Annotated in this window: 12 protein-coding genes; 9 read left to right on the top strand and 3 right to left on the bottom strand. The window is 56.9% G+C overall.

Going from position 1 to position 18,340, the window contains the following annotated elements; genetic code table 11:
* The first annotated feature begins 2 nt into the window (after positions 1-2).
* The 9 genes from pdxS (at position 3) to ACMHYW_RS11345 (ending at position 13,179) form a co-directional block, all read left to right on the top strand.
* Positions 3-914 carry a pyridoxal 5'-phosphate synthase lyase subunit PdxS gene (pdxS, locus tag ACMHYW_RS11385; protein ID WP_414500010.1) on the top strand — a complete coding sequence of 304 codons (912 nt, stop codon included), beginning with the start codon at positions 3-5 and terminating at the stop codon, positions 912-914.
* Positions 911-1,492: a pyridoxal 5'-phosphate synthase glutaminase subunit PdxT gene (gene pdxT, locus ACMHYW_RS11380; protein WP_414500009.1), complete on the top strand. Its 582-nt coding sequence runs from the start codon at positions 911-913 to the stop codon at positions 1,490-1,492. Before pdxS ends, pdxT begins: the two co-directional genes overlap by 4 nt.
* Before the next feature lie 247 nt (positions 1,493-1,739).
* Positions 1,740-2,039 carry an isochorismate lyase gene (locus tag ACMHYW_RS11375; RefSeq protein ID WP_414500008.1) on the top strand — a complete coding sequence of 100 codons (300 nt, stop codon included), beginning with the start codon at positions 1,740-1,742 and terminating at the stop codon, positions 2,037-2,039.
* Between the two features lie 324 nt (positions 2,040-2,363).
* Positions 2,364-4,541 (top strand): hypothetical protein, encoded by a 2,178-nt coding sequence (locus ACMHYW_RS11370; RefSeq protein WP_414500007.1) that lies wholly within the window; start codon positions 2,364-2,366, stop codon positions 4,539-4,541.
* Between the two features lie 402 nt (positions 4,542-4,943).
* Positions 4,944-6,140: an acetate/propionate family kinase gene (locus tag ACMHYW_RS11365; RefSeq protein ID WP_414500006.1), complete on the top strand. Its 1,197-nt coding sequence runs from the start codon at positions 4,944-4,946 to the stop codon at positions 6,138-6,140.
* 89 nt (positions 6,141-6,229) lie between these two features.
* Positions 6,230-7,867, top strand: a complete 1,638-nt coding sequence (gene pta, locus ACMHYW_RS11360) for a phosphate acetyltransferase (RefSeq protein ID WP_414500005.1) — start codon at positions 6,230-6,232, stop codon at positions 7,865-7,867.
* Between the two features lie 113 nt (positions 7,868-7,980).
* Positions 7,981-10,887, top strand: coding sequence for a bifunctional [glutamate--ammonia ligase]-adenylyl-L-tyrosine phosphorylase/[glutamate--ammonia-ligase] adenylyltransferase (gene glnE / locus ACMHYW_RS11355; RefSeq protein ID WP_414500004.1), 2,907 nt, complete (start codon positions 7,981-7,983; stop codon positions 10,885-10,887).
* 64 nt (positions 10,888-10,951) lie between these two features.
* Positions 10,952-11,710 carry an alpha/beta fold hydrolase gene (locus tag ACMHYW_RS11350; RefSeq protein WP_414500003.1) on the top strand — a complete coding sequence of 253 codons (759 nt, stop codon included), beginning with the start codon at positions 10,952-10,954 and terminating at the stop codon, positions 11,708-11,710.
* A 62-nt stretch (positions 11,711-11,772) separates the two neighbouring features.
* A complete protein-coding gene (locus ACMHYW_RS11345) occupies positions 11,773-13,179 on the top strand; it encodes a carbohydrate porin (protein ID WP_414500002.1) in 1,407 nt (468 codons plus the stop codon).
* 26 nt (positions 13,180-13,205) lie between these two features.
* Here ACMHYW_RS11345 and ACMHYW_RS11340 read toward each other — a convergent pair whose 3' ends face one another.
* The 3 genes from ACMHYW_RS11340 to ACMHYW_RS11330 form a co-directional block, all read right to left on the bottom strand.
* Positions 13,206-14,843: a DUF6119 family protein gene (locus ACMHYW_RS11340; protein WP_414500001.1), complete on the bottom strand. Its 1,638-nt coding sequence runs from the start codon at positions 14,841-14,843 to the stop codon at positions 13,206-13,208.
* A gap of 272 nt (positions 14,844-15,115) precedes the next feature.
* Positions 15,116-16,690, bottom strand: a complete 1,575-nt coding sequence (locus tag ACMHYW_RS11335; RefSeq protein ID WP_414500000.1) for a glycoside hydrolase family 32 protein — start codon at positions 16,688-16,690, stop codon at positions 15,116-15,118.
* Entirely contained in the window at positions 16,687-17,979 is a 1,293-nt protein-coding gene (locus ACMHYW_RS11330) for an oligosaccharide MFS transporter (protein WP_414499999.1), read from the bottom strand. Before ACMHYW_RS11330 ends, ACMHYW_RS11335 begins: the two co-directional genes overlap by 4 nt.
* Between the last annotated feature and the right edge of the window lie 361 nt (positions 17,980-18,340).

The following is an 18,340-nucleotide window of genomic DNA, read 5'->3' as shown; positions in this document are numbered from 1 at the left end:
TCATGACCGATACAGCACCTTCCCTGCGTCTCAAGACCGGCTTGGCCGAAATGCTCAAAAACGGCGTCATCATGGACGTCTGTACTCCTGAGCAGGCTGAAGTGGCGGAACGCGCAGGGGCCATCGCTGTCATGGCGCTGGAGCGAGTCCCGGCACAGATCCGCGCCGAGGGCGGCGTTGCCCGCATGGCTAATCCCAAGCTGATCAAATCCATCATGGCGGTTACGTCGCTGCCCGTCATGGCGAAAGCGCGTATCGGCCACTTTGCCGAAGCGCAGGTATTGCAAGCACTGGGCGTCGACTTCATCGACGAAAGTGAAGTGCTGACGATGGCCGATGAGGTCAACCACATCGACAAGCATGAATTCACCACGCCGTTCGTCTGCGGTGCGCGCGATCTGGGCGAAGCTCTGCGCCGCATTACCGAGGGTGCGGCCATGATCCGCACTAAAGGGGAAGCGGGTACCGGTGACGTAGTACACGCCGTCAAGCACATGCGTGCGATGAGCAGTGACATTCGTCGCCTGACCTCTATGCGCAAGGACGAGCTGTACGTAGCGGCCAAAGAGCTGCAGGTGCCGTACGAACTGGTGGCGTGGGTTGCTCGTGAAGGCCGCCTGCCGGTGCCGAACTTCTCTGCCGGTGGTATTGCCACGCCTGCCGACGCCGCGCTGATGCGTCAACTGGGCGCTGAAACCGTGTTCGTCGGTTCTGGCATCTTCATGGACGATGGTCGTCACTATGCGCCGTTGGATGTTGCCGAACGTCGTGCACGTGCCATTGTGCGTGCGTGCACCCACTACGATGATCCTATGATCGTGGCGGAGTGCAGCGAAGAGTCCGATAGCGCGATGAAAGGGCTGGCCGTGGCCGTTCTGGAAGAGCGCGAACTGCTTCAGAACCGCGGGGTATGACGATGACCACCGCTCCGCTGATCGGTGTGCTGGCCTTGCAAGGGGCCAGCGACGCCCACTGTCGAATGCTGGAACAGCTCGGTGCGCGTGTACGCAACGTGCGTCGCCCTGCGGATCTGGACGGGTTGGACGGACTGATACTGCCGGGTGGAGAGTCAACGGCGATGCTACGGTTGATGGACCGTGAGGGGCTGTTCGAACCACTGCGCAGCGCCGTACAGTCGCTGCCGTGCCTCGGCACCTGTGCGGGCACCATTCTGCTCGCGGAAACGGTCGAACCGGTTCAGCCTAGCTTTGCCGCACTGCCGATCACCGTGACGCGCAATGCCTATGGCCGCCAGAACGATTCGGCGATCCTTAATGCGCAGACCGCGCTGGACGGCGGCCCCCTGGAAATGGTCTTCATTCGTGCGCCGCGCATTGATGCCGTAGGCGAAGGCGTGACGGTACTGGCGCGTCGTGGTGACGATCCGGTGCTGGTGCAAAAAGGCCATACGCTGGCGTGCACCTTCCACCCCGAGTTGGGCAGCGATCCACGGGTTCACGCCTATTTTCTGGCGCAGATCGGGCATCACTGATGCGGCAGCGGGTATGCCAAAGGGCCTCTTCGGAGGCCTTTTGCGTTTTCGGGTTCCGATAGCGTCATGATGGTGAGGCACGGCGTGAAACGTCGTAAGCACGCAAGGGTGAAGCCGGCTGTTGCCCTTGTCAGGCCCAGCGACATGCTGTAGAGCTGTTCCTTTCGCGTTTGAAGTGCACCGCGGCCTCGCTGTGCATCCCCCGTCATACATAAATAAGTCTCATAAATAAAAGGACGCCATGCTCATGACCCACCGTTCTCCCGACCAGTGTCGCGATATGCAGGACATCCGCACCGAGATCGACACTATCGACCGCCAGATCATCGCGCTGCTGGGTCAGCGCATTGGCTATGTGCAGGCCGCCGCGGCATTCAAGACCAGCGCTGCTTCGGTACGGGCCGAAGAGCGTGTCAATGCCATGCTGGCCGTGCGCCGTCAGTGGGCAGAGGAGGAGCAGCTGCCGCCTGATCTGGTCGAAAAGGTGTACCGCACACTGGTCGAGGGCTTCATCCAGCATGAAATGACCCAGTGGCAGAAATCCTAGTTCACATTACGGCCATGTTACTTCGTTGTATCATGGCCGTTTTTCTATGCCGCGAAGCGGAGCGTGCCGCGGGCTATCGTGCGCCTACGGTGCCCGTATCCCGACCATGACGACGTAGCGTTCGTCGATGGGATAGTGCGTGATAGGAATGAAGGCGCACGCCACACCGAATTCGACCGTATCGCGGCATCGCTCGGCCTGACCGTTCTGGGCAGCGTGGGTTGCATCTGCAGCCGACGCTGCTTCGTTATATCATGCTTATCTTCTGTTGAGCGTTGTAGCGCCTCAAGCGCCAGCGCAGATAGGCCCTTTATTACGAGCAGCATGATGACATACGACCTCTTTTCCACACTGTATCGCCTGCGCCACTGTCGGAACGTGCCCCGTACGGTTGCCGATCTGCCAGACCCCGCACAGCGTCCTGCCCTTGTGGCCGTACGCGACGCGCTGGGAAAAGGGGAAGTGCTGCCCGCAGAGCATTATTTTCAAGCCCTGCTAGCACTGCCCGCGGCTGAGCTGGAGCACGCCGTTCTCGACGATAGCGTCCGGTTTCTGCGCGAGCTGGAATGCTGGCATGGCAAGGCGACACTAACGCTGTTGCATGAGTGGGCGCTGCAGTGCCCGATGTCGATTTGGCCACGGGTATTCGAAATCATGTACTGGCAGGCCCGGCTGATGGAGCTGCGCATCGCGTATGCTCAGGCGGGGCGTGCGCTGCCGTCAGAACCGTGGCATGACCTGTCGATCGTGATGCATCTGGTTCACCTCCAGTCGCTGAGCGTACTGGGGCAGAGTGCACTCGACTGGCGAGTCGCGCAGCTGCTGATGTCCATCGAGCTGATCGCTGATGCGCCGGACTGGGTGGCGGCTTGGTGCGAGGGCGACGGGCCTGTCACGCTGCCTGACCGTGATCTGCTGCTTGAGAACGCGTCCTTGAGATTGGAAGGGCTCGGCATCGACATGGCATGGTGGCCCGAACTGCCGCGCCATCGTCCTGCCCTGTTCCAGCGCGATGATCATGATGTGCAGGCAATGGGCATGCAGCTCAGCTCGCGTTGGCTGTTTGTCGGTCTCAAAGCCTCGCCCTACGGCTTCTGCTGCCTGCATCAGTCGGCGGTGTCGCATCTGACATGGCTGCCAGAGGTGCCCGCAGGGTTGCAAAAGACGCTGGGGGCGCTGGCTCAGCAGCGAGGGCTGACCGATGACGATATCAACGAGATCAACTCGCTGTTCTGGCAAGATGAAGTGTATGCCTTGATACGTCAGGGGAGCGCGCAGGGGACCATCGTCGCGCGGATTCGCGATGACCTGCACCATCGACCGCTGTCACCCGCAGTCCGGGGCAATCTAGTGGGGATGCTGATGGACTGCTGGGAGCGTCAGGACTCGTCGCTGCGCTATATCGGCGTACGGGAATGGGCGCAGTGGCAGCGCTATCGCTGTGCCACGATGCTGTTGGCGCTACCTGACGATGCCATCAACGAGAAGCGATTGGCGCGTTTGGTTGAGCTATGGGTCAGGCAGGGCAAGCAGGCCGTCTGGTGTCGCCCGCTGATCGAAGCTAAGCGTCATCACAGCGCGCTGGCTGCCGTGCTGTACGGCGCGATGTGCGATAACGGCTGGGCCGGGCTGGAGCGCGATGTCGACAAGGCTGACGCTTGGTACCGCTATGCGGTGGAGTTGGCACCGCCGGATGGCATTCAGGCTTTCAATGCCACTAACTGTATGAGTGAGCCGTTTTCGCAGGCACTGCTGTTGCTGTCGAAACAGGACGGGCAAGAGACGGCACTGTGGCACATGCTCTGCTTTGCGGCCGATGCGGGCTACTCCGATGCGCAGTATCGACGCGGACTGTTTATGTCAGTCGCGCCCGGAGCGTTTTCAATCGACGATGCCGAACCGTGGCTGCTGGCCTCGCTGCGCGATGACCACATTGACACCTTCGTCGCGCACTATCATTTGGGCATTCTCTACGCGGGGCAGATCAAAAGCGTGGCGCTGGAAGATATTGCCACCACATCGGAAACGCCGCTGGCCTACCGTTCGCTGTATCACTTCATGGCGTTTCTGCAACTGTTCCTCGATCACACCGATGTGCCGTGGCGTGATGAAGACTATCAACAGATCGAGCGCGCGATGTTCCATTCCGTGGACGTGCTGTGCCGACACCCTGAGCTTCAGCCTGCGTTCCTGCAACCGTTGCACCGCATGCTAGTGAACTTCCGCGATGACGTGCGCCTGACGGCTGGCTTCACCATGCTGGCGTATCTTTATGGGCGCGAGGACAGCCCGATGCGCCATTTCGATATGGCCGTGCGCATGATCGAAGGGGTACGGCAGCTGTTCCCACAGATCGAAAGCATTCAAGTCGTGCACGAACTGCTGCGAGAGCAGTCTGAAAATGGTCAGCGGCGTTTTGATCAGATCGCCGCAACGGCGACGGCCGACGATCTTCCCGGGTGCAACACCATCACGCCATCCGCACCGCTCAATCCGTTTTGATGAAATGGCAGGACTGACCGCGGTAATGGTAGAAGTGGACGTTTCTTCATGGACTTAGAGCTGATGAGAACGTCGGTTTCGGTCGTAAAAGACGGTTCGGAATGCCGTCCGATCATAATGAAGAATAATGAGGGCGCCATCATCGCATAAGCGTTGATGGCGGTCGCACAGGCGGAGTGCTGCGACGGAAGCAGTATTCCCGCTTGACAGCGAATGGGGTCTACTGCCTTATTTCGTGTGCCGTTTCCAATTTGGAACGCTGCGACAGCGCTTCACTGACGGCCTTCACACAATGACGATACCCGCGGGTATTCAGATGGAAACGGGCGACATGTCCCACTGTGACGTGCCTGACCTTCCATTTCATCACGATTACGATTGCAGTTTGCAGGAGTTAAAGAGATGGCACATGACGCTCAGCGTATTCTGGTATTGAACTGTGGTAGTTCATCGCTGAAATTCGCTCTGTTGTCACCCGAAGGTACGCAAACCTGGCTGTCTGGGCTGGTAGAGTGTCTAGGGATGGACAATGCTTCCGTAACGATCAAGCAAGGGAACGAAAGGACAACGTTCGGCCTGCCCAACGGTGGGCACGAAGAGGCCATTGCTCTGCTGCTGGATCATCTTGAGGCGCTGGGTTGGCGAGACAGCGTGATCGCGGTCGGCCACCGCGTTGTTAATGGTGGCGAACTGTTCGACCGCCCGGTACTGGTCACGCCCGAGGTTGAAGCGGGCATCGAAGCGCTATGCTCGCTGGCACCGCTGCACAACCCCAGCAACCTGATGGGCATTCGGGCCGCTGGAAAGGCGTTCCCGGGGCTGCCTCAGGTCGCCGTGTTCGATACGGCCTTCCATCAGACAATGCCACCGTCCGCCTATCGCTACGCCATTCCGCCGCGCTTCTACACCGAATATGGTGTGCGCCGCTACGGTGCGCACGGCACCAGTCATGACTATGTTGCGCGGCAGGCGGTTGAGCTGTTGAACCTCGACCCGGAGGATCACAACATTCTGGTGGCTCATTTGGGTAACGGCGCGTCAGTCGCGGCGGTGCAGAATGGGCGCAGCGTCGATACCACTATGGGTATGACCCCGCTGGAAGGTCTGGTCATGGGAACCCGTTCTGGTGATATCGACCCCGGTGCAATCTTCCATATCGCACGCCAGACCGGTATGGGAATCGACGAGCTTGATGATCTGCTGAACAAGAAAAGCGGCCTGATCGGTATGACAGGACTGTCCTCCGACTATCGCACGGTGCGTGACGCCGCGGCGGAAGGGCACGAACAGGCGCAGCTGGCGCTAGGCGTGACCGTGCATCGTTTGGCACGTCTGCTGGGGGGGCTGGCGACTAACTTCCCGCGCCTTGATGCACTGATCTTTACTGGCGGCATCGGTGAGAATGCCCCAACGCTGCGCGCCGCGACCGCCAAACGACTGGCGCTGCTGGGCGTAGCCGTTGATGCGGAGCGCAACGACGCGGCCATGGGCTGCACCCGCGTGATCAGCCCGGAAGGTACGAATGGCCCGCTGGTCGCTGTCATTCCGACCAATGAGGAACTGATGATTGCGCGCAGCACTGCCGAACTGATTGGCTGAGCGGCGGTGGCTGCGGTGTCCCGATGAATCTGTGCGGGCGTCCTAGGCAGGTATGGGATACCCGTTGGCAAAGAACCGAGGAGATGACCTTGAGCTTGATCGTGTATGTCGCGCCCGCTGGGCGCAATGCGGGACTGACCGCCCAGACACTGGGGCTGGCAAAGGCACTGACGTCCGCGGGACACCGCCTGGGCTATCTCAAGCCGGTTGTGCTGACGGGAGAGTCCACCGAACAACAGCAGCAGGCGCTGGGTGGCACGCTGGCACCGTTGATGACACAAGCCGATGTCGAGACCCTGTTGATACAGGATGAACTGTCGACGTTGCAGGAAACGCTGGTCGCACGCGTCGACGAGCTCGTCGACAGTGTCGATATCGTGTTGATCGAAGGGGTTCATATTGACAGTGATGGCCGCCTGCCTATCTCGCTGAATGGCCTGTTGGCCCAGAGCGTGGGCGCACGGCTGGTGCTGGCGCTAGACGGTAGTCACGACAGCGCATCTGATATTGCCGCGCGACTCACGCTGAGCCGCACCTTGCTGGCACGCCAGTGCCCGTACCTGATTGGCGTGCTGGTCTCCAGCGACCTGGTGGTGCCAACCACACTGACCTCCGTGCTGGGCGATAGGCTGCCGGTGATCGCCAGTAGCTTGAGCACCGCGTCAGTTGATGATATCGCCGCCGCTGTCTCGCTGGCACCGCTTGAGGCGGCGCTGTCCTTCCCGCGTGAAACGCCACTGACGCCGTCGATGTTTCGCCAGCGCCTGCTGCGCAAGGCACAGTCCTCGCGTCAGCGCATCGTACTGCCCGAAGGGGACGAACCGCGCACGCTGCATGCAGCCATTCACTGTGCCGAACGCGGCATCGCGACCTGCGTGTTGATCGGCAAGCGTGATGCCATCAACGCGGCGCTTCAGCAGGAAGGGCTGACGCTGCCGGCGGAAGGCATTGAAATCATCGATCCTGATGACATTCGCGAACGCTATGTACCGCCGCTGGTCGAGCTGCGCAGCCACAAAGGCATGACGCCTGACAAGGCACGCCACATGCTGGAAGATACCGTGGTGTTGGGTACGATGATGCTGGCCGAAGATGATGTCGATGGGCTGGTTTCTGGTGCCGTGCATACCACCGCCAGCACCGTGCGCCCGGCACTGCAACTCATCAAAACGGCCGAAGGTTCTTCAACGGTCTCAAGTATCTTCTTCATGCTGCTGCCTGATCAGGTCATGGTGTTTGGTGACTGTGCGATCACACCTGATCCCACCGTCGAACAGCTGGCTGAAATCGCTATGCAGTCCGCCGATTCTGCGCAGGCCTTCGGGCTGTCACCGCGAGTGGCACTGGTGTCCTATTCTACCGGCACCTCCGGCAGTGGCCCGGCGGTAGACAAAGTGCGTCAGGCCGTTGCTGTCGCTCAGGAAAAACGCCCGGATCTGGTGCTGGATGGTCCGCTGCAGTACGACGCAGCCACTGTGCCTGGCGTAGGGCGTCAGAAAGCACCCGACAGCGCCGTTGCTGGTCGCGCCAACGTGATGGTGTTCCCCGATCTTAATACGGGTAACACCACCTACAAGGCCGTGCAGCGTTCGGCGCAGGTGCTGGCGGTTGGCCCGATGCTGCAGGGGCTGCGTAAGCCGGTCAACGACCTGTCACGCGGTGCGCTGATCGAAGACATCGTGTACACCATCGCACTGACCGCGGTGCAGGCGCAGACCACGCCCTGAGTGCGAGTGCAACATCGTTATGCTGCCAACGGCCCGTCTCGGGCCGTTGGCATTTTTATGCCGGTAAGGATGGGTATACTGGGCGATGACCGTCGCTTCCGGAGCCTGCCGTCATGTTATCCACACCCCCTTCTCATGAAGTGCCATCCACAGCCACGCTGTTTCATGACGCCGAAGCGCGCCTTGACCTGCACCTTGCCGCCTGTGCCGAGAATGCCCGCCACATTGCACTTGATGATGAGCAGCGCCAAGGTTGGTTAAGGCTACTGGCCACATCACGTTTCGTCGATCGCGCGCTGAGCCGCCACCCGTGGCTGCTGGGTGATCCGTTGTGGATACCGCTCGACCACGCGGCGATGAAGGCGGATCTGGCCCAGCGTATCGCGCGAGTGAATGATGAAGTTGGCCTCTATCGCGCGCTGCGCGAGTTCCGGCATGCGTGCCAGCTACGGTTGCTCTGGCAGCAGATCAACCAGCATGCGTCGGCATGGCAGGTGGCGGCGGGAGCCTCATGGCTGGCGGAAACCGTCCTTGAACAGACACTGGGCTGGCTGGAACAGGCGCTGAGCGAGCGCTGGGGGCGACCACAGGCTGTTGGCGGACAGGTGCCGCGTCTGGTGGTGCTGGGCATGGGCAAGCTGGGGGCGGGCGAGCTGAATCTGTCTTCCGACATTGATCTGATCATGGCCTACAGCGAGGGTGGTGAGACCACAGGCGGTAGACGTTCACTGTCGCATCAGGAGTATTTCACGCGCTTAGGGCAGGCACTGATCCGTGCGCTGGATGCCGTGACCGAGGACGGACAGGTATTTCGCGTCGATATGCGCCTGCGGCCGTTCGGCGATGGTGGCCCGTTGGTGGGCAGCTTTGCATCGCTGGAGCGTTACTACCAACAGCACGGGCGCGAATGGGAACGCTATGCGCTGATCAAGGCGCGTCCGGTGGCCGGGGACATTGCCGCGGGCTATGAACTGCTGGCGACGCTGCGTCCTTTCATCTATCGCCGTTATATCGACTTCGGGGTGATCGACGCGCTGCGGGATATGAAGCAGCGCATTCAGCGTGAAGTGCGGCGTCAAGGGCGTGAGCAGGACATCAAGCTGGGGGAGGGCGGGATCCGCGAAGTCGAGTTTATCGTACAGGCCGGTCAGCTGATCCACGGTGGGCGGCACGTCCGCCTTCAGACCCCCTCGCTGCGGCAGGCCATGACCGCGTTGGTCGACGAGCGTCTACTTCCTGCCGAACAGGTGAGCACGCTGCAGGACGACTATGCCTGGCTGCGTACGCTGGAGCATGCCCTACAGGCCGTCGATGATGCGCAGACGCAGCGCCTTCCTGATGACGATGCAACGCGTCTGCGTGTTGCCGTGATGCTGAATGTGCCTGACTGGGCGGCGGTCATGCAGCCGCTGGCACAGGTGCGCCAGCGCGTCCATGCCGCCTTTATGGCTTTGATCACGTCACCCGATGAAGCAGAACCCGAAGGCGACGATGGCAGCAACGACAGCCCGTGGCAGGCACTGTGGGAAGGACTGCTTGATCAGCCGGAAGCGGAAGCGCTGCTGCAGGCAGCGGGCTATGAGTCGCCTACGCAGGCATGGCACTACATCCGTACGCTGGCGGATGGGCGCGCAGTCAGACAGATGCAGGCGATCGGGCGTGAACGGCTGGACCGTCTGATGCCATCGCTGCTTGAAGAAGTGGTGAGTATTCAAGGACATGATGCACTGGCGCGCTACACGCAGGCGCTGCCTCATGATAAGGTGCTGCCCCGCGTTCTTGCGCTGGTGGAGGCCGTGCTGCGACGCACTGCCTATCTGGCGCTGTTGTGGGAGAACCCAAAGGCTCGTCATCAGCTGATCTTGCTGTGTGCGGCTAGCCCGTGGACGGCCGAGCGGCTGGCCCGCTATCCGGTACTGCTGGATGAATTGCTGGACCCCTCGCTGCTTGATACCGGGGTCACCCCCGAGGATCTGGATGCCGAGCTGGATCAAACCCTCAACCGGCTGCCGCTGGAAGATGAAGAAGCGCAGCTTGAGGCGCTGCGGCAGTTCAGACATGCCCAGATGCTGCGCATTGCCGCCTCTGATCTGTTCGGGCTGCGCTCGCTGATGCAGGTCAGCGATGCCCTGACCGCCGTGGCGGAAGTGCTGCTGCGCCGCGTGTTGGTGATGGCACGACGTACGCTGGCCGCACGCCATGGTGAACCACTGCGCGAGGACGGTGAACCGGCCGGTTTCATCATCGTGGGCTATGGCAAGCTGGGTAGCATCGAGTTGGGCTACGACTCTGATCTAGATCTGGTCTTTCTGCACGATGCTGATCCGCAGGGAACGACCGTTGGCGGCCATCGTGCGCTAGACAACGCCGTGTTTATGACCCGTCTGGGCCAGCGCATTATCCACCTGCTGACAGCAATGACCCCCAGTGGCGTGCTGTACGACGTTGATATGCGGCTGCGGCCGTCGGGCAACTCGGGACTGCTGGTCTCATCGTTGACCGCGTTTGAAGACTACCAGCAGCGTCAGGCATGGCTGTGGGAGCAGCAGGCACTGGTGCGGGCACGGGCGGTCGCTGGTACCCCCACGCTGTGCGAACGCTTCACTCAGCTGCGTCATGCGCTGCTGAGCCAGCCGCGCGATTCTGAACTCGTACGGCAGGAGATTGTCGCCATGCGCGAGAAGATGCTGGCGCATCATGAAACGCATGGCAGCGTCAAGCGGATGAAAGGCGGATTGATCGACATCGAGTTCATGGCGCAGTATGCGGTGCTCGCCTACGGGGCGCGCTATCCCTCACTGGTGGAATGGACGGACAACGTGCGTCTGCTAGAGACGATGGCGACGTGCGGCATACTGACGAGTGAAGAGGCGCAGGTGCTTCATCGCATCCTGATTGACTATCGTCAGAGCGTCCATGCCACAGCGCTGCTGATGGACAAAGATGTACAGGCACAGTTGCCGACACTGGACGAACACCGCGCCACGGTACGCCACATCTGGCAGCGACTGTTGGAGTGAGCGAGGCAGGCCGATAGTGAAGTGTCTACGCTGAAAGCATCCCCATGAGACAAGGAGTCTTCGGATGCTTCCCTTCACACGTTCTGGCGAACTCAATGGCGGGCCGACACTGGTGCTGATGCACTTTTTTGGCAGCTCGCGCCGCGAATGGACTGAATCCCAGGCCATCCTGAGCCGTTATCACCCTTGTGTGGCCTTAGACATGCCCGGCTTCGGCGAGGCTAACGATCGACAGCGCGGCTTCGACATGGCGTCGATGGCCCGCTTGGTGATCGACACCGTTGATACCCTGTCATTGTCCAGCGTCGTTTTGATTGGCCACTCGTTCACGGGCAAGGTTGCGCAGATTATCGCGGATCAGGCCCCCGACTGGCTGCGTGCGCTGGTGCTGGTGGCTTCCTCTCCGCTGGCACCACAACCTGACCGCCGCGAAGACCGCGACTTTCAGGCGCATTATGCAGGAGACCGTACAGGAGCCGTGCGATTCATCGAAAGCGCCTGTGCACACCCGTTACCGGAAGCTGTCTTCGAGCGCGCCGTCGATGATGCCATGCGAGGCAATCGCGCGGCGTGGAAGGCTTGGCCGACGGCCGGTGCTGACGAAGACTGGTCCGGACGTGTGGGTGAACTGTCGCTGCCGACGCTGATTGTCGTTGGCGAAAAAGACCCGACCCTGCCGCTTGCGCTGCAGGAACGCATGGTGGCGCCTTTCTTCACGGCTCCCCGTATCGACGTCATCGAAGACGCCGGGCATCTTCTGCCGATGGAAACCCCCGAGCGCCTCAGCGATGTCATTCACGATTTTGTTGTACACGCTTCCTGATACCAAGAGAGGGCAGGGCGTGTGCTGACGACCACGCCCTCGATAAGGATTGCATCACTCTCATGGTCAACAGGACGTTTTACGGCCCGCTGAGCGCATTGCTGGCGGGTGCCGCTCTGATCCCCTTCAGCGCGCATGCCGACACCAATGCCGAACTGCTACAGCAACTGCAGGCACTCAAGGCCGAAGTCAGCCGCCTTGAAGCACGGGTCACTGTCGCCGAACAGCAGGCCCGCGAAGCGCGCACCGCTGCCCCAGCGGCGCCTGCCTCTGCTGTAGCGGCCACACCTACTCAGGCCTTACGCGCCGGGCAGGGCGTGTCCGTTGATGCAGGTACCCCACAGGAGCCCGCTACAGCTGTGGATGCTAACCCGTCGTCGGCAGCCCCGGAGCACCAATACCGCGTCGTGAACAGCCACGGCAACGCGCTGATCTTCAGCGGGGACGTTGAGCTCAACATCAATGCCAACAGCGATGCCGATACGGGCAATTTGGTGTTCGGCAACGATGACATTAACCACCACCGTGACCATCATCACTTCGGGCAGGATGGCCGCATCATGTTCGAAGCGGCGGGCACGCGTACCCACGGCGACAAGTTCGCCAGTTTCCGCATCCAACCGCTGATGGACACCTCCGGCAGCGTCGGGCTGGATGATGCATGGTTCGCCTTCGGGCAGCGCAATGGTTGGAGCGCTCGCGTGGGTCGCTACGAAGCCTATGACCTGTTCCCGGTCGGTGCCGACACTTTCCTCGGCTACAGCGGCGATACCGCCAACAACCTCTACAAAGATGGCGCTGGCTACAGTTATCAGGCAAAAGAAGGGCGTGGCCGTGCAGGCAGCGCCGGACAGATGATGGTGTCGCGCCAGTTCGGCAACGTCTACTTCGAAACCTCAAGCGTTGTGGGTGACCGCACCGACCTGTTCGACACCGGCTATACCGGCAGCAAGACCTACCACGGTGTGGCTCTCGACACCGACCGCAGCAAAAGTACCGTGCTGCTGCGCCCCGTGCTGGCCTGGCAGTTCGCACCGAAATGGCGTGTGGCGGGCGGGGTAGAGAAAAACCTCGTGCATGACGCCATCGTCGATACCCGCGGCAACGATGTCAGCGACCGTACCGGCTATGCCACTACGCTGGGCTATAGCGATCAGGATCTCCAGCTGAACTTCAACGTGGCTTACCTGGATGCCCTTGATGAAAACGACCTCTCCGTCGGCGCCAACATGGTCTACAGCGGTCTGGGGCTGGGGTATATCCACTCGTATAACGACATCGACTGGTCCAAAGATGACCCCGATGGCAGCAAATACCATATCGACACCCTGTACACGTCCTACCAGTTCAGCAACGTGTTCGATATCGACCGCTTCAATATGTTGGTGGGAACCTACTACAGCCGCTTTAGCGCCCAGACACATGATGATGCGTATGGCGTGCGGCTGAGGTTCAAGTACTATCTTTAAAGTTAAGTTGATAAAGCCCTAAGCAATTAGGGCCTTTCTAACAATTTCTCAAAATTCTCTTTGTGTACATGGTGTGTGATATATATTTTGGTTTTTATTCCATATGTGTTCATATATTGTTTCCATTCCTCTATTTCCAATATCAATAATATTTTATCTAGTTCTGTTATTTTTTTTATTTTATGTGTTAAAACAAACCACAAAGAAGCTGTCCTTACTTCTATGTTGTTATCTTTATTACTCCCCTTTCTGCTAATGGATCCATTCAATAGAAGTTTAACTGCTCCTAGTGACTGCTTTACATTATAAATTAAATTTGGATTGTCATCTCCAATTTTGACTGAAATAACCTCTTTGTTTTTTTCATCATACAAGTCTGCTACTTCAATCTGGTATTTTTTCCCTTTCAGATTTATATTTCTTACTTCAGTATTCTCACGATCAAGGACTTTATATCTGTATTTTTCCGCCATTTTACGATTGAAAGTATATTCTCTGTATTTTAACTTTTTGTTTTGAGGGGGACTATCTTGAAGATATTGTTTTAAATGGCGATCATCAAGTTCTTCGCGAATTTCATATTCTATGCTGCTGACAGAATCTCTTATATGGTCCATGAATGTTTCATTAAAAACTTCCCATATGCTGTTTTTAAAAATATAAAATTTTTCTTCTAGAATAATAGAAAAGTTCATAAAATCTAATATTTGTGTTTTTTCTTTTTTGTCATCATCGGTATTATATTCTACAAATATATCTGTTATATCGTATTCTTCTTTGTTTTCATTTATGAATGACAACACGTCAGCTATTTCTATAGCATATCCTAGCTCTACTATATTTCTTAGGTTTTTTTGCATACCTTTTTTGGCTCCAATTCGAAAACTATTTCCTACATCTCCTGATGTAATGGAGCCTTCATGTTCGTGAAATTGAGTTAAGAAGATATTTTTGTCATTTTTTTCTATTGCCTGAGTTAACGCCGAGTATAATTCTAATTTTTTTTGTTCATCTGTTACAATATCGGTTTTTGGTATCTTTATTAGTAGGTCTTTTGTATATGCATCTTCAATTTTTTTCAAAAGACAATGTATTTTTTCTGGGTTTATATCATAATTTATTTTGATGGAGTCTGAACATTCAATATAGTGCTGCCCCCATTCATCTGCATTTTTAGCTTTTAACTTGAGATAATCAACAGACTCTCCTGGCTGATAATTTCCCTTTTGAAATTCTATATAGTGAGACATATCGCCTTTTTTTATTCCGCTGTGATATGTACTTTTTTTTAATAAAACTGTATTTTCATTTGCCATTCTGAGAGCAAAATTTATTCCGAAGTCTTTTTCTATTATTGTTTTTATGAATAAAGATGATTTCCCAAGGGTTATGGCATAATTGTAATTTGAATGATTTTTTGGCTTTATTAATAATATACCACAGTTATATAAATTATAAATGGGTTTGGTGCCTTCGGGTATAAATTTATTATAAGATGTCCACCAAGGAACAATATTTCCTTGTTGATTTCTTGATAAATATAGCGTTGCACTAAAATCTTCCATATTTAAATCATTTTCATAGACCTCCAAACACTTATCTTTTATTATTTTATTTATCTTGCTGACATTTTTTCCTGGAATTTTGTATAAGATATAAAACATTTTTGAGTCCTCTCTTGAAAAGCAGAGGATTTTATTTTAAAAATTCCCACTAAGACACTGTGCTTTGAGGCAGCTCTGTATTTTTATTCCTTACCATTATCTTATGTTTCATAGATATCAATATATTACTACGATAACAGTCTATGATGCAGAATGATAAAAATTTAATAATAACTTGTTGTTTTTATTGGAAAAATATAAAAACTAAAAGGATATAAAAGAAGCCGCCCCTTGGGGCGGCTTCTTTGTCTTCTTTGTCTTCTTGTCTTCGATTATGCGCCGTATTTCAGCGGTTCGAAGTGGAAGGTGTCTTTCAGCGTCCAGCGTTTGAAGTCTTTCAGCGCGAGGGTGCCGCCTTTGGCGAACAGGTGCGCATCTTTCTGTGCCGGGTTCGGGAAGGTACGGGAGCTCATGCTGTACAGCCCTTCGCTCTTCTCGTTGCCGATGAAGACTTCGATCGACGGACGGTCGAGGTAGATGTGCAGGCTCAGCACATCGCCTTCCGGCAGCTTGCAGGTGCGCTTGAATGCGGACTGTGCCGGGCTGTTGCCGGTCAGCTCACGGTCGAGCACCAAACGGTTCAGCTTGCGGTCAACGTACAGACGCGTGCTGGCACCGGTGGCTTTGTCGACGTGGAATTCGAGACCGAATTCCTGTGCGTCGGTGGCTTTCAGGTCGATCTCAACGCGCAGTTCCTGCAGCGGGCCATCGGTGATCTCGAGGCTGCGTTCTTCACCCTCTTTCAGAGCAGTGGTGTCGATCGTAGTCGGTTCAGCGTTGGCACGCAGACCTACCAGCTCGGGGGACGGTGTCATGCGGACCAGACCATCTTCGATGTGCAGGTCGCGCGGCAGCGACATCATGCCCGCCCAGCCGTGTTTCTGGCTCGGTTTGTCGTTAGCCCACATGTCGAACCAAGCGATCAGCAGCGTACGACCGTCTGGGCCGTCGATGTGCTGTGCTGCATAGAACTCGTGACCGAAATCCAGTTCTTCGAATTCGGTTTCGCGCGTGAACTTGCCGTCCTTGAACGTGCCGATGATGCAGCCGTTCTGGAACAGGTTCAGGAAGCGTTCTTTGTTCTCGTCTTCCAGACCCTGCGGCGACATCAGCAGCACGTGCTTGCCGTCGAGCGGGAAGAAGTCCGGGCATTCCCACATGTAGGAACGTTTGCCCGGCGGCAGCAGCTCGTCGTCTTCGGCCAGCGTGGACTCGAACGTCCAGTTGTACAGATCGGTGCTGCGATACAGTGCGACCTTGCCGACACCCTTGCCGTCTTTGTCATCGGTACGGTAGCCGATGATCATCAGCCAGTCGTTACCTTCACGCCATACGCGCGGGTCACGGAAGTGCGTGACTTCGGGCAGCGGCGGTTCGCTCAGCACGACTTGCTTGTTGTCGAAGTGGATGCCGTCCTTGCTGGTGGCGATCGCTTGAACTTCGAGGACGTTATTGTCGTCGCCCCATGCGCCACCCCAACGGTGAGCGGTATAGATCAGGCACAGCTCATCGTTGTCGTTGACGACAGCACAGCCAGAGAAGCAGCCGTCTTTGTCTTCTTCGATGCTCGGTGCCAGTGCGATCGGCAGGTGTTTCCACGTGCACAGATCCTTGGAGCGCGCGTGGCCCCAGTACATCAGCTTGCCTTCTTCAGGAGACAGCGGGTGATGCTGATAGAAGACGTGGTAGTAGCCTTTGTGATAGATGACGCCGTTCGGGTCGTTCATCCAGCCGCTAGGCGGTGCCAGGTGGAAGCCCGGGTACATGGAGCGATCCGTGCTGGCGCAATTCTTGTTCAGTGCTTCGAGTGCTTCTTCGATGCGCTGTTTTTGCAGAGTGTCAGTCATGCCGTCTGAGCCCCTGTAGCAGAGTTGGAAGATGAAGCAGCTTTCTTTTCAGGCGTTATGCCTGAGTCCTGATCCTGGCGTGCGCGTGGCAGCATGAAGATACCCCATGCTGTAAAGACCATAGCGCTGATCGCCAGAACGAAATAGGTACTCGGGTAGCCGTATGCACCGAAGGCATAACCCGTCGCGGCAGAGAAACAAATGGAATAGAACTGCTGCGCGAACTGAAAGCTTATCAGATAGATGGTAGACGAGTAACGGGAGTCGAACACGCTGTTGATGTACTTGAAGACGGCAACGAGCAGAACCGGAATCTCAATACCGCGGATCAGGTGGCAGACAGACAGGAACCATACGTTGGAAATCTGGCTGCAACCGAAGACGCGCAGGCTCATCAGGGCGCTGCACAGGATCAGACCATTGCGCGAACCAATGCGGTTGATGACCCACGGAGCGATCAGCAGGCAGACTGCTTCGGTCAGCGTCTGTGCCGCCAGCAGCCACGAGTAAGCTTGTTGCCCGCTCGCGGTGAGCGTCTGCTCGTTGTACATCGCGCTGTAGTAGTTCTGGAACTGCTGATCGAACAGGAAGTACAGACCGCTGACACCGAACAGGAACAGGGTGAACTTCCAGAAGTTGCCCTGTGCGAACAGAGCGAAGCTCTGGCCGAGAGAGGAGGTGGCCTGTACCGCGTATTTCTTCTCTTCTTTCGGCGCCGTGTTGTTCTTCAGCAAGGCCAGCATGACAAGGAAGGCGATACCAGCGAAGGAACAGGCGTAGAACGGCAGGTTCTGGTTAATGGTGAAGTAGCCCGCAACGACGGACCCTGCACCCCAACCGATGGAACCCCACAGGCGAGCGCCCCCGAATTCGAAGCCCTTGCTGCGCGCCATGCGTTCGCTATAGGACTCGACAACGCCGACACCGGCGAACATGGCCAGAGACATGTAGAGCGCGCCGAACGCCATGCCCGCGATGGGAAATGCGCTCATCAGCGGTGGGAAGACGTACGCCATGGCCGGAGTACACAGCACCAGCATCAGACCGACCCACGTCAGCAGTTTCTTAGACGTTCCCAGACGGTCCTGCAGCATGCCGTAGACGGGCTGCAACATGAGCGCTGCAATCCCGTTAGCCATGAAGATGAAGCCGCGTGTGGATGCATCAATGCCCATGACCTTTTCCAGCCAGCTCGCGTAGAGCGCGTAGGTGGAAGACCAGGCGAAGAAGAATAGGAACAGCAATGCGCTGATGATGAGGTAGTAACTGCTGCGAGCCGGGGATTTCATCGGTTGCTTACCATTTGGGAGCGTGTTCTCACGGAGGATGCCACGGTAATTGAAGCCGGAATGTATCGCCATTGCGCCATGGTCGTAGTTCACCGATGGAAAAAAATGCTGACGCAATGTGCAAGATGTGGTAGTGACCTAAAGAACAGGTAGTCAGGCAGTCAAAAGTGGCGTACACCGCGATCGGATTTACCCTCGTTATCGGCCGTACGGCGCGCTAGCGCAGTGCTCTTTTGTCTAATGAAGAAGGGGCGGTAGGGATGTCACTAAGCGCTCAGCGCGCATTCTGGGCGGTCTGACGGGGCATAAGAAGGGGAAGGTAATAGCCAGAAGTTAACGCGGGGGAGATGAACAGTCGAGC

The organism is Zymobacter sp. IVIA_12111.31 C1, assembly GCF_047495495.1.
Taxonomy (GTDB): domain Bacteria; phylum Pseudomonadota; class Gammaproteobacteria; order Pseudomonadales; family Halomonadaceae; genus Zymobacter.
This window is presented reverse-complemented; position numbering and strand designations above follow the sequence as displayed.